This is a genomic window from Streptomyces sp. NRRL S-340 (genome assembly GCF_000720185.1).
Taxonomy (GTDB): domain Bacteria; phylum Actinomycetota; class Actinomycetes; order Streptomycetales; family Streptomycetaceae; genus Streptomyces.
In genome coordinates, this window is sequence record NZ_JOIY01000066.1 from 1 (window position 1) to 13233 (window position 13233).

The 13233-nt window shown below is 71.6% G+C and carries 9 protein-coding genes, 1 tRNA gene and 2 pseudogenes; 10 read left to right on the forward strand and 2 right to left on the reverse strand.

What is annotated here, in order from left to right:
• The 8 genes and pseudogenes from IG64_RS34800 to IG64_RS43405 all read left to right on the forward strand — a co-directional run.
• Window positions 1-280, forward strand: a pseudogene (locus IG64_RS34800) (6-phosphogluconate dehydrogenase); the annotation flags it as partial.
• Window positions 281-454: 174 nt separating this feature from the next.
• Window positions 455-1576, forward strand: coding sequence for a DNA replication/repair protein RecF (gene recF / locus IG64_RS34805; RefSeq protein ID WP_037863862.1), 1122 nt, complete (start codon window positions 455-457; stop codon window positions 1574-1576).
• Window positions 1573-2172, forward strand: a complete 600-nt coding sequence (locus IG64_RS34810) for a DUF721 domain-containing protein (RefSeq protein ID WP_037863866.1) — start codon at window positions 1573-1575, stop codon at window positions 2170-2172. Before recF ends, IG64_RS34810 begins: the two co-directional genes overlap by 4 nt.
• A gap of 439 nt (window positions 2173-2611) precedes the next feature.
• Window positions 2612-4696, forward strand: a complete 2085-nt coding sequence (gene gyrB, locus IG64_RS34815) for a DNA topoisomerase (ATP-hydrolyzing) subunit B (protein WP_037863868.1) — start codon at window positions 2612-2614, stop codon at window positions 4694-4696.
• Between the two features lie 42 nt (window positions 4697-4738).
• On the forward strand, window positions 4739-7333 hold the full coding sequence (gene gyrA, locus IG64_RS34820) for a DNA gyrase subunit A (protein WP_037863869.1): 2595 nt from the start codon (window positions 4739-4741) through the stop codon (window positions 7331-7333).
• A gap of 18 nt (window positions 7334-7351) precedes the next feature.
• Complete coding sequence (locus tag IG64_RS34825; protein ID WP_037863871.1) at window positions 7352-8119, forward strand: DUF3566 domain-containing protein; 768 nt, start codon at window positions 7352-7354, stop codon at window positions 8117-8119.
• Window positions 8120-8287: 168 nt separating this feature from the next.
• Window positions 8288-8361 (forward strand) — tRNA-Ile (locus IG64_RS34830).
• 43 nt (window positions 8362-8404) lie between these two features.
• Window positions 8405-8557, forward strand: a pseudogene (locus IG64_RS43405) (hypothetical protein); the annotation flags it as partial.
• Between the two features lie 425 nt (window positions 8558-8982).
• Here IG64_RS43405 and IG64_RS34835 read toward each other — a convergent pair.
• Window positions 8983-9345, reverse strand: a complete 363-nt coding sequence (locus tag IG64_RS34835; protein WP_037863872.1) for a DUF6344 domain-containing protein — start codon at window positions 9343-9345, stop codon at window positions 8983-8985.
• A gap of 338 nt (window positions 9346-9683) precedes the next feature.
• On the opposite strand from IG64_RS34835, the gene IG64_RS42620 reads away from it, so the two are divergent.
• Window positions 9684-9812, forward strand: coding sequence for a DLW-39 family protein (locus IG64_RS42620; RefSeq protein WP_003999697.1), 129 nt, complete (start codon window positions 9684-9686; stop codon window positions 9810-9812).
• Between the two features lie 450 nt (window positions 9813-10262).
• The gene (locus IG64_RS34840; protein ID WP_420710039.1) at window positions 10263-11669 is read left to right on the forward strand and encodes a hypothetical protein; all 1407 of its coding nucleotides are present in this window, start codon (window positions 10263-10265) and stop codon (window positions 11667-11669) included.
• Here the strand turns inward: IG64_RS34840 and IG64_RS34845 are convergent.
• On the reverse strand, window positions 11633-13189 hold the full coding sequence (locus IG64_RS34845) for a serine/threonine-protein kinase (protein ID WP_037863875.1): 1557 nt from the start codon (window positions 13187-13189) through the stop codon (window positions 11633-11635). The two genes, IG64_RS34840 and IG64_RS34845, sit on opposite strands and share 37 nt — an antisense overlap.
• Window positions 13190-13233: the final 44 nt, after the last annotated feature.

Genomic DNA, 13233 nt, shown 5'->3' on the forward strand with positions numbered 1-13233 from the left:
TTCCTGGCAGGAGGGGACCGTCATCCGGTCCTGGCTGCTGGACCTCGCGGTCAACGCCCTCGACGACGACGAGCACCTGGAGAAGCTGCGCGGCTTCGCCCAGGACTCGGGCGAGGGCCGGTGGACCGTCGAGGCGGCCATCGACAACGCCGTGCCGCTGCCCGCGATCACGGCGTCGCTGTTCGCGCGGTTCGCCTCCCGCCAGGAGGACTCGCCGCAGATGAAGATGATCGCCGCGCTGCGCAACCAGTTCGGCGGCCACGCCGTGGAGAAGAAGTAGTCCGCAGGACGACATCACGGACACACCGGGCGGTCCACCGGACCACCGGATGCGCGGAGCCACCGGGTTCGGCGGATCCGGTCGGAGATCGGCAGAACCCACTGGATCCGCAGGATCCGCACAGGACATGGACCGCCCGGTGGTCCACCCGCTGGAGGAGGCCGGCGAACGACCATGCACGTCACGCATCTGTCGCTGGCCGACTTCCGCTCGTACGCCCGGGCCGAGGTGCCGCTCGACGCGGGTGTCACCGCGTTCGTCGGCCCCAACGGCCAGGGCAAGACGAACCTCGTCGAGGCGGTCGGCTACCTCGCCACCCTCGGCAGCCACCGGGTCTCCTCCGACGCCCCGCTGGTCCGCATGGGTGCCGAGCGGGCGGTGATCCGGGCGCAGGTGCGGCAGGGCGAGCGGCAGCAGCTGGTCGAACTGGAGCTGAACCCCGGCCGCGCCAACCGGGCCCGTATCAACCGTTCCTCGCAGGTCAGGCCGCGTGACGTGCTCGGCATCGTCCGGACGGTGCTGTTCGCGCCCGAGGACCTGGCCCTGGTCAAGGGCGATCCCGGGGAGCGCCGGCGCTTCCTGGACGAGCTGGTCACGGCCCGCTCGCCGCGCATGGCGGGCGTCCGCTCCGACTACGAACGGGTCCTCAAGCAGCGCAACACCCTGTTGAAGTCCGCGGCGCTCGCCCGCCGCCACGGCGGGCGCTCCATGGACCTGTCCACGCTGGACGTGTGGGACCAGCATCTGGCGCGCGCGGGTGCCGAGCTGCTGGCCCAGCGCCTGGACCTGATCGCGACGCTCCAGCCGCTGGCCGACAAGGCGTACGAGCAGCTGGCGCCCGGCGGCGGGCCGGTCGGGCTGGAGTACAAGCCGTCCGCGCCCGGCGAGGCGCATACGCGTGAGGAGCTGTTCGCGCAGCTCATCGCGGCGCTCGCGGATGTGCGCAAGCAGGAGATCGAGCGGGGCGTGACCCTGGTGGGTCCGCATCGGGACGATCTGGTTCTCAGGCTGGGCCGGCTGCCTGCCAAGGGGTACGCGTCGCACGGTGAGTCGTGGTCCTGCGCTCTGGCGCTGCGGCTGGCGTCGTACGACCTGCTGCGTGCGGAGGGCAACGAGCCGGTGCTGGTCCTGGACGACGTCTTCGCGGAGCTGGACGCCCGCCGTCGTGAGCGGCTGGCCGAGCTGGTCGCGCCCGGTGAGCAGGTCCTGGTGACCGCGGCGGTGGACGCCGACGTGCCGCACGTGCTGGCGGGGTCCCGGTTCGCCGTGTCGGACGGGGCGGTGGAGCGCGTATGAGCGGCGAGTGGGAGGCGGCGTCCGGTTCCGGGAAGGCGTCGGGGGCGCCGGGGGCCCGTGACGGGGAGAAGGCGGCGAAGGCGTCCGGGCGGGGCCCCGAGCCGTCCGGTGTGGATCTCGCGCGGGTGGCGTTGCGTGCGGCCAAGGAGGCGGCCCGCGCGCGGGGCGAGGCGACGCAGCAGAAGAAGCAGGCGCGGCGTGGCGGGCTGCGTTCGGGTGCGCGTGGGGACGGCCGCGATCCGATGGCGCTCGGTGCGGCGATCAACCGGCTGATCACGGAGCGCGGCTGGGAGACTCCCGCGGCGGTCGGCGGGGTGATGGGGCGCTGGCCGCAGATCGTGGGTGCGGACGTGGCCAAGCACTGTGTGCCGGAGAGGTACGACGAGGACGAGCGGGTCCTGGCCGTGCGCTGTGACTCGACGGCCTGGGCGACGAACCTGCGGCTGCTCGCCCCGACGCTGGTGGCCCGGCTGAACGAGGATCTGGGGCACGGTGCGGTCCGGTTGATCAAGGTGCACGGTCCGGGTGGCGGTGTGCGTCGGCACGGTCCGCTGCGGGCTCCCGGCAGTACGGGGCCGGGCGACACCTACGGGTGACGGGCCGTTCTGCGCGGCGGTGAGGGTCCTCCCCGTGGTGGGTGACAGAGATCACACGAGGTGGTCTCGGAGGGTGTGCGCGGGCCCGCTGAACGGTCCTGTCCCGCGACCGCACGCGCTTGCGAATCGCGACCTGACCCTGGAGTAGCGAAGGGTTGACGCCTCAAAGCGCTGAGTGCCGCTGTGAGCCTCTTGGAGCCCCCATCCACATATCGGGACCCGGCCAAGACCGGTTCAGGGCGCCACATGCGGACTCAGGTACCCGCAAACCCCCATCACTGTCGGCGCTACCGGTAGACTGGAAGCCGATCCCGCCCCGAACGTGGGGACCGTCCGGGAAATAGCTGAGCAACGCTGATCAGGGCTTACCAACGCAACATGCCGCAGCCGCTCCGGCGACCCTCCCCCCGGGAGGGGGGAAACCCCAGGAGCCCGGCTCGTGCTGTGCCAGAAAGGGCGCTTCGTGGCCGATTCCGGCAACCCCAACGAGAACATCCCGTCCACCGAAGCCGGCGCCGAGGCGCCGGTGGCCTCTCCCAACGGTGAGGTCACGGCCTCGTACGACGCCAGCGCCATCACCGTCCTCGAGGGTCTGGACGCGGTCCGCAAGCGACCCGGTATGTACATCGGCTCCACCGGCGAGCGCGGTCTGCACCACCTCGTGTACGAGGTCGTCGACAACTCCGTCGACGAGGCGCTGGCAGGGCACGCGGACACCATCGACGTGACGATCCTGTCCGACGGCGGCGTCCGCGTCGTCGACAACGGCCGTGGCATCCCGGTGGGCATCGTCGCCTCCGAGGGCAAGCCGGCCGTCGAGGTCGTCCTCACCGTGCTGCACGCGGGCGGCAAGTTCGGCGGTGGCGGCTACGCGGTCTCCGGTGGTCTGCACGGCGTGGGCGTCTCCGTGGTGAACGCCCTGTCCTCGAAGGTCTCCGTCGAGATCAGGACCGACGGGTACCGCTGGACGCAGGACTACAAGCTGGGTGTTCCGACGGCGCCGCTGGCCCGGCACGAGGCGACCGAGGAGACGGGCACGTCCGTCACCTTCTGGGCCGACCCGGACATCTTCGAGACCACCGAGTACTCCTTCGAGACGCTCTCGCGGCGCTTCCAGGAGATGGCGTTCCTCAACAAGGGCCTGACGATCCGGCTGACCGACGAGCGCGAGTCGGCGAAGGCCACCAGCGGTGCGGACGAGGCGGGCGCCGACCAGAAGGACGAGGTCAAGTCCGTCGCCTACCACTACGAGGGCGGCATCGTCGACTTCGTGAAGTACCTCAACTCCCGCAAGGGAGAGGTGGTGCACCCCACGATCATCGACCTGGAGGCGGAGGACAAGGACAAGAGCCTGTCCCTCGAGGTCGCCATGCAGTGGAACGGCGGCTACAGCGAGGGTGTGTACTCCTTCGCGAACATCATCCACACGCATGAGGGCGGTACGCACGAGGAGGGCTTCCGTGCGGCCCTGACCAGCCTGATCAACAAGTACGCGCGGGACAAGAAGCTGCTGCGCGACAAGGACGACAACCTCACGGGCGACGACATCCGCGAGGGTCTGACCGCGATCATCTCGGTCAAGCTGAGCGAGCCGCAGTTCGAGGGCCAGACCAAGACCAAGCTGGGCAACACCGAGGCGAAGACCTTCGTCCAGCGGGCCGTCTACGAACACCTGAACGACTGGCTGGACCGCAACCCGGTCGAGGCGGCGGACATCATCCGCAAGGGCATCCAGGCGGCCACCGCCCGCGTGGCGGCCCGCAAGGCCCGCGACCTCACGCGCCGCAAGGGCCTGCTGGAGTCGGCGTCCCTGCCGGGCAAGCTCTCCGACTGCCAGTCGAACGACCCCACCAAGTGCGAGATCTTCATCGTCGAGGGTGACTCCGCCGGCGGCTCGGCCAAGTCCGGCCGCAACCCGGAGTACCAGGCCATCCTGCCGATCCGCGGCAAGATCCTCAACGTCGAGAAGGCGCGGATCGACAAGATCCTGCAGAACCAGGAGATCCAGGCGCTGATCTCCGCGTTCGGCACGGGTGTGCACGAGGACTTCGACATCGAGAAGCTCCGCTATCACAAGATCATCCTGATGGCGGACGCCGACGTCGACGGCCAGCACATCAGCACCCTGCTGCTCACCTTCCTGTTCCGCTTCATGCGGCCGCTGGTCGAGGCCGGGCACGTGTACCTCTCCCGTCCCCCGCTGTACAAGATCAAGTGGGGCCGGGAGGACATCGAGTACGCGTACTCCGACCGCGAGCGCGACGCGCTCCTGGAGATGGGCCGCCAGCGCGGCAAGCGCGTGCGCGAGGACTCGATCCAGCGCTTCAAGGGCCTCGGCGAGATGAACGCCGAGGAACTGCGCGTGACCACCATGGACCAGGAGCACCGCGTGCTGGGCCAGGTGACCCTCGACGACGCCGCCCAGGCCGACGACCTGTTCTCGGTCCTGATGGGCGAGGACGTCGAGGCCCGCCGGCAGTTCATCCAGCGCAACGCCAAGGACGTCCGCTTCCTCGACATCTGAGTCGGTCTCAGCTGACCGCACCAGGAAGGATCCCCACCAGCAATGGCCGACGAGAACACCCCCGTCACCCCTGAAGAGGGCGGCGACGTCGCGATGCGTGTCGAGCCCGTCGGGCTCGAGACGGAGATGCAGCGCTCCTACCTCGACTACGCGATGTCCGTCATCGTCTCGCGTGCGCTGCCCGACGTCCGCGACGGCCTCAAGCCCGTCCACCGCCGTGTCCTGTACGCCATGTACGACGGCGGCTACCGCCCCGAGCGCGGCTTCTACAAGTGCGCCCGCGTCGTCGGCGACGTCATGGGCAACTACCACCCGCACGGCGACTCCTCGATCTACGACGCGCTGGTCCGCCTGGCGCAGCCCTGGTCGATGCGGATGCCGCTGGTGGACTCCAACGGCAACTTCGGCTCCCCGGGCAACGACCCGGCGGCGGCGATGCGCTACACCGAGTGCAAGCTGGCGCCGCTGTCGATGGAGATGGTCCGCGACATCGACGAGGAGACCGTCGACTTCACGGACAACTACGACGGCCGCTCCCAGGAGCCGACCGTCCTGCCCGCCCGCTTCCCGAACCTGCTGATCAACGGCTCGGCCGGTATCGCGGTCGGCATGGCGACCAACATCCCGCCGCACAACCTGCGCGAGGTCGCCGCCGGCGCCCAGTGGTACCTGGAGAACCCCGAGGCCTCGCACGAGGAGCTGCTCGACGCGCTCATCGAGCGCATCAAGGGCCCGGACTTCCCGACCGGTGCGCTGGTCGTGGGCCGCAAGGGCATCGAGGAGGCGTACCGCACCGGCCGCGGCTCCATCACCATGCGCGCGGTCGTCGAGGTCGAGGAGATCCAGAACCGCCAGTGCCTGGTGGTCACCGAGCTGCCGTACCAGGTCAACCCGGACAACCTCGCGCAGAAGATCGCCGACCTGGTCAAGGACGGCAAGATCGGCGGCATCGCCGACGTCCGCGACGAGACGTCCTCGCGCACGGGCCAGCGCCTGGTCATCGTCCTCAAGCGGGACGCGGTCGCCAAGGTCGTCCTGAACAACCTCTACAAGCACACCGACCTGCAGACCAACTTCGGCGCCAACATGCTGGCGCTGGTCGACGGCGTGCCGCGCACCCTCTCGCTGGACGCGTTCATCCGCCACTGGGTGACGCACCAGATCGAGGTCATCGTCCGCCGGACCCGTTTCCGGCTGCGCAAGGCCGAGGAGCGCGCCCACATCCTGCGCGGCCTGCTGAAGGCCCTGGACGCGATCGACGAGGTCATCGCGCTGATCCGGCGCAGTGAGACCGTCGAGATCGCCCGCGGCGGCCTGATGGGCCTCCTGGAGATCGACGAGATCCAGGCCAACGCCATCCTGGAGATGCAGCTGCGCCGGCTGGCCGCCCTGGAGCGCCAGAAGATCGTCCAGGAGCACGACGAGCTGCAGGCGAAGATCGACGAGTACAACAAGATCCTGGCCTCCCCGGTCCGTCAGCGCGGCATCGTCAGCGAGGAGCTGGCCGCGATCGTCGAGAAGTACGGCGACGACCGCAAGACCAAGCTGATCCCCTACGAGGGCGACATGTCCATCGAGGACCTGATCGCCGAGGAGGACATCGTCGTCACGGTCACCCGCGGCGGCTACATCAAGCGGACCAAGACCGACGACTACCGCGCCCAGAAGCGCGGCGGCAAGGGCGTGCGCGGCGCGAAGCTGAAGGAGGACGACATCGTCGACCACTTCTTCGTCTCCACCACGCACCACTGGCTGCTGTTCTTCACCAACAAGGGCCGGGTGTACCGGGCGAAGGCGTACGAGCTGCCGGACGCCGGCCGGGACGCGCGCGGCCAGCACGTGGCGAACCTGCTGGCCTTCCAGCCGGACGAGGCGATCGCCGAGATCCTCGCGATCCGCGACTACGAGGCGGCCCCGTACCTGGTGCTCGCCACCAAGGCCGGACTGGTCAAGAAGACGCCTCTGAAGGATTACGATTCGCCTCGCTCCGGCGGCGTCATCGCCATCAACCTGCGCGAGCGGGAGGACGGCAGCGACGACGAACTGATCGGTGCGGAACTCGTCTCGGCCGACGACGATCTCCTTCTGATCAGCAAGAAGGCGCAATCGATCAGGTTCACCGCCTCGGACGACACCCTGCGTCCCATGGGCCGTGCCACCTCGGGCGTGAAGGGCATGAGCTTCCGCGAGAGCGACGAACTGCTGTCGATGAATGTGGTGCGACCCGGTACGTTCGTGTTCACTGCCACCGACGGCGGGTACGCCAAGCGGACCCGGGTCGACGAGTACCGCGTCCAGGGCCGCGGCGGCCTCGGCATCAAGGCCGCCAAGATCGTGGAGGACCGCGGTTCGCTCGTGGGCGCGCTGGTTGTCGAGGAGAGCGACGAGATCCTCGCCATCACACTCTCGGGCGGAGTGATTCGCACGCGAGTCAGCGGGGTCAGGGAGACGGGCCGTGACACCATGGGCGTCCAACTGATCAACCTGGGCAAGCGCGATGCCGTCGTCGGTATCGCACGTAACGCCGAGGCGGGACGCGAGGCGGAGGAAGTCGACGGCGACGTGGCCGTGGACGAGACCGCCGAAGATGTCGCGACCGCCGGGACGGACGAGGGTGAGGCGCCCTCGGCCGAGTAGCACGAGGAGTGAGTCATCGTGAGCGGAGCCACGGGCGCCGGATCGTCCGGTACCTCCACTGGTACGGAATCGGGCGGCGGCCGTGGCTCCGCCGCGCGTGCGACGGACTCGCACACCACCAACCTGAACGCGATCAAGTCGCCCGCGACCGACTCGCACTCGCCCACGCACGGATCCCAGGGGGGAACGGTGACGGACACCCGAGGCCCGCAGACGCAGGGCCAGCCCGCGGCCGGGCGGCAGGCGGGCCCGGCGGCCCAGCAGCACGCCGCGGGCTCCCCGCTGCCCGGCGAGCGGCAGCCGCAGCAGCACGCGGGGCCGTACCACCCCCCGCAGGCCTACCCGGCGTCCGCGGGGGCGGGCGACCGGTCCGGCACGGTGCGCCGGCCGCGCACGGGCGCCCGGACGACCCCGCGCACCCGCAAGGCGCGCCTGCGCGTGGCCAAGGCCGACCCGTGGTCGGTCATGAAGGTCAGCTTCCTGCTCTCCATCGCCCTGGGCATCTGCACCGTCGTGGCGTCCGCCGTGCTGTGGATGGTCATGAACGCGATGGGCGTCTTCTCCACGGTCGGCGGGACGATCTCCGAGGCGACCGGCTCCACCGAGTCGAACGGCTTCGACCTGCAGTCCTTCCTGTCCCTGCCGCACGTCCTGATGTTCGCGACGATCATCGCGGTCATCGACGTCGTCCTGGCGACGGCGCTGGCGACCCTCGGGGCATTCATCTACAACCTCTCGGCGGGCTTCGTCGGCGGTATCGAGCTGACGCTGGCCGAGGACGAGTGAGACGCCTCGCGGGCGCCCCCGGCTCCGGGGAGCGCCCGCGGTTCCGCAGGGTCGCGGACGGTCCTGAAACCCCCGTCGGCGGCCCTGCGACAACCGATTTTGGGACTGCCCCCCTCGTGCGCTAATCTTCAGGAGTCAGCGCGCGGGACATACACCGCAGAGCGCGACGGGGCTATAGCTCAGTTGGTTAGAGCGCATCCCTGATAAGGATGAGGCCACAGGTTCAAATCCTGTTAGCCCCACAGCGAGAAGACCCCCCCGGACCATCGGTCCGGGGGGTCTTTCGTGTGCTGTGAGAGGGGAAGCGGGGCAGGGCTTCGACCGTCCTCCCGGACGTCGGGGGGGGGCGACTCCAGCTTTGCGCAGAGTGGCTGGGAGCAGTACGTCGGCCCGGTGGCCACGGGCGGTGTCCTGCTGCCCGTCACGGCGGTCCTGACGGTCGTCACCCGGGGGCCCGGACGGACGGACGGACGGCCGGACGGCCGGACGACGGCTGGACCGGCTGCGCCCTGCCCGCGCAGGGCCGTCTGGACGCGCGGGCCGACGGCGCTGCCCGCGCAGGGCCGTCGGCCGCTCGTTCCAGAAGCCGGACCGCGCGTCCAGGGTTACGACGCCCTGGCGGGACGCCCCGCGACGGCCCAGCAGGCCGCAGGGGCCGGTGCCATGGTGCCTGCGGGCATGGGAAGGGCCCCGGTCGGCGGGCCGACCGGGGACTCGGGTCCTGCGGGGTGGTGCGCTGTCGCTGACTGGTGCGGTGGTGCGGTGGTGCGGTGGTGCGGTGGTGCGATGCGATGGTGCAGTACGCGGATCGCCGTTACGTCATGGGTGGTGCTGAGGGCTCCGGCGGCACCGGGGCGGCGCTGTCAGCGCTGCAGCGGGATGCTGGGGCGGGCCGGAGGTTCGGCGGGGGCGGACTCCGGGTCGGTGGCGAGCGAGGGGGCGTCGGCCAGCGAGCGGTGCCGGCAGCTCGGGGACTTCCCGTGGGCCTCGGCGCGGATCCGCTGTTTCATCGTGGGGGGCAGGGACCGGGCATGGGACCTGGACCTGGGCCAGGAGGCTGTCGTCTGGGCCGGCACCCTCGCGGTGGTGCTCTTGGGTGCCGTCTCGGGCTGCGGCGCGGCCGTGGCCGCCGAGGCGGTCGTGGTGACGAGTCCGAGCGCCGTGCAGAGCGCGAGGAAGGCGGTGACGATGGCGGTCCACAGCTTCATGACCTTGTGCTGGTCCATGGCCCCTCACTTTCGGGTTGGGCGATTTGCGTACTTTGCTCATCATGTGTATGAGCGCCGCGAAGTGGTGGACCGACGCCCGTGGCACGGGGATCTTCGGATGAACACCACTCGGATGGACGCATGAGCGGCGAAAAGCTCCCCAGGTGGGAGGAGGACGGGCAAATGTCACCGTCCGTGGGGATCTGATCACACTCCGACCGGAGTGGTTCAGGGCGTGTCTACTGCGTTCCCGTACCTGACAGTTGAGGGCCCATGCAGGTCACCGATCGATATCGGTCGGTGTGTATAGTCGGGCGGCAGAGGTCCCCTACGTCAAGGAAAGACGAGGTCGCGCGGTGAAGAAGCTTCTCCTGGTCGCACTGGCCGCCATCGGCGGGCTCCTCGTGTACCGCCAGATCCAGGCGGATCGCGCCGAGCAGGATCTGTGGACGGAGGCGACTGACTCCGTGCCCACGGGTTCATGAGCACCGACATCCAGTACTGAGCAGACCCCGGCCGCCGCAGCGGTCGGGGTTTTGTGTGTGCGGGGCCGGCCGGTTCCCCGCGTTGCGGGACCGGTCCACGTGAGGTAGCCGTGGGACGGGCCGGCTTCCCGACCCGGACGTTCCGGACGCTCGTGCGGAACGCGCGGATGGCGCAACGCCGCTCGGGGCAGGATGGCCGACGTCCGTAGCGGCGGCGAACGCGGGGGTGGCGCGGGGATGAGACGGCCCACGGCCGAAGGGCGGACTCCCGCACGGCCTCGACCGCCCGGTGAGGTTTCCCAGGGCGGGCTGGGACGCGGACCGTGGCGGTGGCGTACGGGGCGAGGCGTCGGCGCGCGCGCACCACGGAGGACCGGCCGGGGACGCCTGCGCCCGGCCGCCGTGACGGTGCCGGTGACGTTGGCCGCCGCGCTGTTGCTGCCGGCCGTCATGACGGGACCGAGCGCACTCGCCGTCGGCACGCCCCGCCCGTACGCGCCGGGTGCCGGCACGCCCGAGTACCCGTTCGCCGCCGCTACACCGGATCCGTACACGCCGGGCGCCGTCGCGTCCCGTCCGTACGCACTCGCCGCCGCTACGCCGGATCCGTACGGTTCCGCGGGTGGCACCCCGGCCGCCCTCGGAACCGGGGCCGGGACGGGAGCCGGGGCCGCCGCGGACGCGGGACGGCTCGAGCCCGGCCGCACCTACCGCGGCTCCCTGCCCCGCGGCGGCAGGCTCTCCTACCGCCTCGACCTCGACGCCACGTCCACCGTGTACGTCTCCGCCACGGCCCTCCCCGGCGCGGGCACCACGGTCTCCGCCACGGACGGCCTCAGCGTGTCCGTGCGCGACGCCCACGGCGAATCCTGCTCCTACCAGGCCACCCGGTTCGCCGCGAGCCGCAGCCCGCACCCCATCGCCGCGTGGGGAGTCCGTGAGGCCTCCCCCGGCCGTGCGCTGTGCCGGGGCGCCGGCACCTACCACGTGCTCGTCGAGCGCATCAGCGCCACCGGCTCCTCGCCGGACACCTGGCCCCTGGAACTGTCCGTCGTGTCCGAGCCGCCCCTCGGACGGGCCGCTGCGACGAAGCCGCCCGCCTCCTGGGACTCGGCCTCGCCCCGGCCGGTCACCGGGGAGCCGGCGGACCGGCCGGGCGGTACCGGGTTCGAACACGCCACCCCGGTCGGACAGGGCGTCTGGCAGGACCGCATCCGGCCCGGCGGAACGCTGTTCTACCGGGTCCCCGTGGACTGGGCGCAGCAACTGGGCGCCGTCGCCGACCTCGCGGGCGCGAACGGCGGCAGCGGCTACGCCGACGGCGCGCTGACCCTCTCCCTCTACAACCCGGTGCGCGGTTACGTGGAGGAGGCGTACGCCGGTTACAGCGGCCGGCCGGCGTCCGCCGCCCTCGCACCCCTGCCACCCGTCGCCTACGCGAACCGCTACGGCTTCGCCGACCAGGCCAAGGCCATGCGGTTCGCGGGCTCCTACTACCTGGTCGTGCATCTCGCGGCACAGACGGCGCAGGCGTTCGGCGAGGGACCCTACGGACTGACCCTGCGCGTGCGGGTCGACGGCACGGCGGGGACAGGGCCGGGGTACGCGGGCCGGTCCGAACCGCAGGGCCTGTTCGAGGTCACCGCGGGAGACCGGGGCGAGGCGAGTGCCCGCGGTGCCGGGGCGGTGGACGGCTCCACGGGGCTGCGGCTGCTCGCGGTGGGCGGCATCGGTACGGGAACCGCCCTGCTGGCCGTCCTGGGGGTGTGGACGCTGACCGCCCGGCGCAGGGCGGCGGCCGGTGCGGATGTGGACGGCTCTCACAGCCGGACCAGCGCCCACAGGCCCACGGCGTAACAGGCCAGCGCCAGGAGGAGCAGGGGAACCGCCACCGCCGGGGGCGGGCCGGGGCGGCGGGGGCGTACGGCACGGTGCCGGGAGACCGCCCGGGCCGGGCCGGGAACCCGCGGGGGCTGAGCGGTGTACGAAGCGGTGGAAGCGTCAGCGCGTCGCCGCGTCGCCGGAGCGACCGGGCCGGCGGAGGGCCGGGGCGCGTGCGGACCGGGGGAGGGCAGCAGCACATGCGTGGGGTCGTGGGAGGAGACGGGGGCGGCCGGCGCGCCGGTCACCGGGGGTGGCGGGGCCGGTGGCGTCCCGTCGGCGGCGGCGGCGGAGGGGCGGGGCAGGGGCGGCGGCAGGGGGAAGCTGCCGGTGTCCGAGGCCGCTGCGGGGCCCGTCTGTCCGGGGGCCGGCGGCCGGGCATCCCGCGGGGACCGAGCGGCGGCGGGGGCCGCGGAACCGGCTCCGGAGCCGGGCGGGGAACCGGGAGCGGGACCGGAAGTCTGGGCGGGCGCGGGTTCGGGGCCGGGTGCCGCGGCCGGGGTGTGCGCGAGGAGGCCGCCGGTGGCCTCGGAGCGGCCGGTGGGATGCGGGCGTTCGCGGTGGTGAGGCCGTTCGAGGCCGTGCGGGTGGTCGAGGTCGTGCGGGTGGCCGGGGCCGACCGGGCCGTCGGGGCCGAAACCCGGCGGGAGCGGGCCGAGTTGGTCGAAGATCTCGATCGGCTCGTCGTCGGGGCCGGGCTCGGGGAGGAGTTCGACGGCCGAGGCCAGTGCCTTGCGCGCCCCCGTGGCCGTGCGGAAGCGGGCCCGCGGGTCGGGCTGCAGCAGCCCGGCCACGACCTGCCACAGCGGCTCGGGGACACCCTGGGGCGCGCCGGGCGTCCCGTGCTCCACGAAATGCTCCACCAGCGCCCGGGCGTCCGGTCTGGCACCCTGCAGCAGATAGAGGGCGACCAGGCCGGTGGCGAACAGATCGGCGGGGAAGTCCGGCTCGGCGCCCGTCATCTGCTCGGGGGCCAGGTAACCGGGCGTCCCCACCACCAGGTTCGTCTCGGTGAGCCGTGGTTCGCCCAGCCGCATGGCGATGCCGAAGTCCGACAGCCGCAGCCGGGGACGCCCGGTACCGGTCGCCTCCAGAAGGATGTTGGCGGGCTTGATGTCCCGGTGCACGACCTGCTCGGCATGGACCGCGGCGAGCCCCGCCAGCAACTGGTCCAGCAGGATGCAGACGAACCCCGCGGGCAGCGGCCCGTAGTCCCCGACCAGATGGACCAGCGACCCGCCGGCCACCAGGTCCATGGTGAACAGGACCTTGTCGTCGTCGGCGGCCCAGCTGGCCGGGGCGAGCACATGCGGATGGTCGATGCGCAGCGCCTGTTCCCGTACGAAACGCAGCAGGGCGTGCGCGTCGCTCTGCCGGAGGACCTTTGCTGCCACATACCGGTGGCGGCGGTGGTCCCAGGCGCGCCAGACCGCGCCCACCCCACCGTGTCCGATCGGATCGGCCAGCTCGTAGCGGCCCGCGAAGACCTCACCCATGGCTGCGCGTCGCTCCTCCCCCGGGGGTCACCCCCGTTGCTTCC

What these genes read in the sequence shown, in the direction of transcription:
- recF (WP_037863862.1), top strand. Translation starts at nt 455, where the DNA reads ATGCACGTCACGCATCTGTCGCTGGCCGACTTCCGCTCGTACGCCCGG.
- IG64_RS34810 (WP_037863866.1), top strand. Translation starts at nt 1,573, where the DNA reads ATGAGCGGCGAGTGGGAGGCGGCGTCCGGTTCCGGGAAGGCGTCGGGG.
- gyrA (WP_037863869.1), top strand. Translation starts at nt 4,739, where the DNA reads ATGGCCGACGAGAACACCCCCGTCACCCCTGAAGAGGGCGGCGACGTC.
- IG64_RS34835 (WP_037863872.1), bottom strand. Translation starts at nt 9,345, where the DNA reads ATGGACCAGCACAAGGTCATGAAGCTGTGGACCGCCATCGTCACCGCC.
- IG64_RS34840 (WP_420710039.1), top strand. Translation starts at nt 10,263, where the DNA reads ATGACGGGACCGAGCGCACTCGCCGTCGGCACGCCCCGCCCGTACGCG.
- IG64_RS34845 (WP_037863875.1), bottom strand. Translation starts at nt 13,189, where the DNA reads ATGGGTGAGGTCTTCGCGGGCCGCTACGAGCTGGCCGATCCGATCGGA.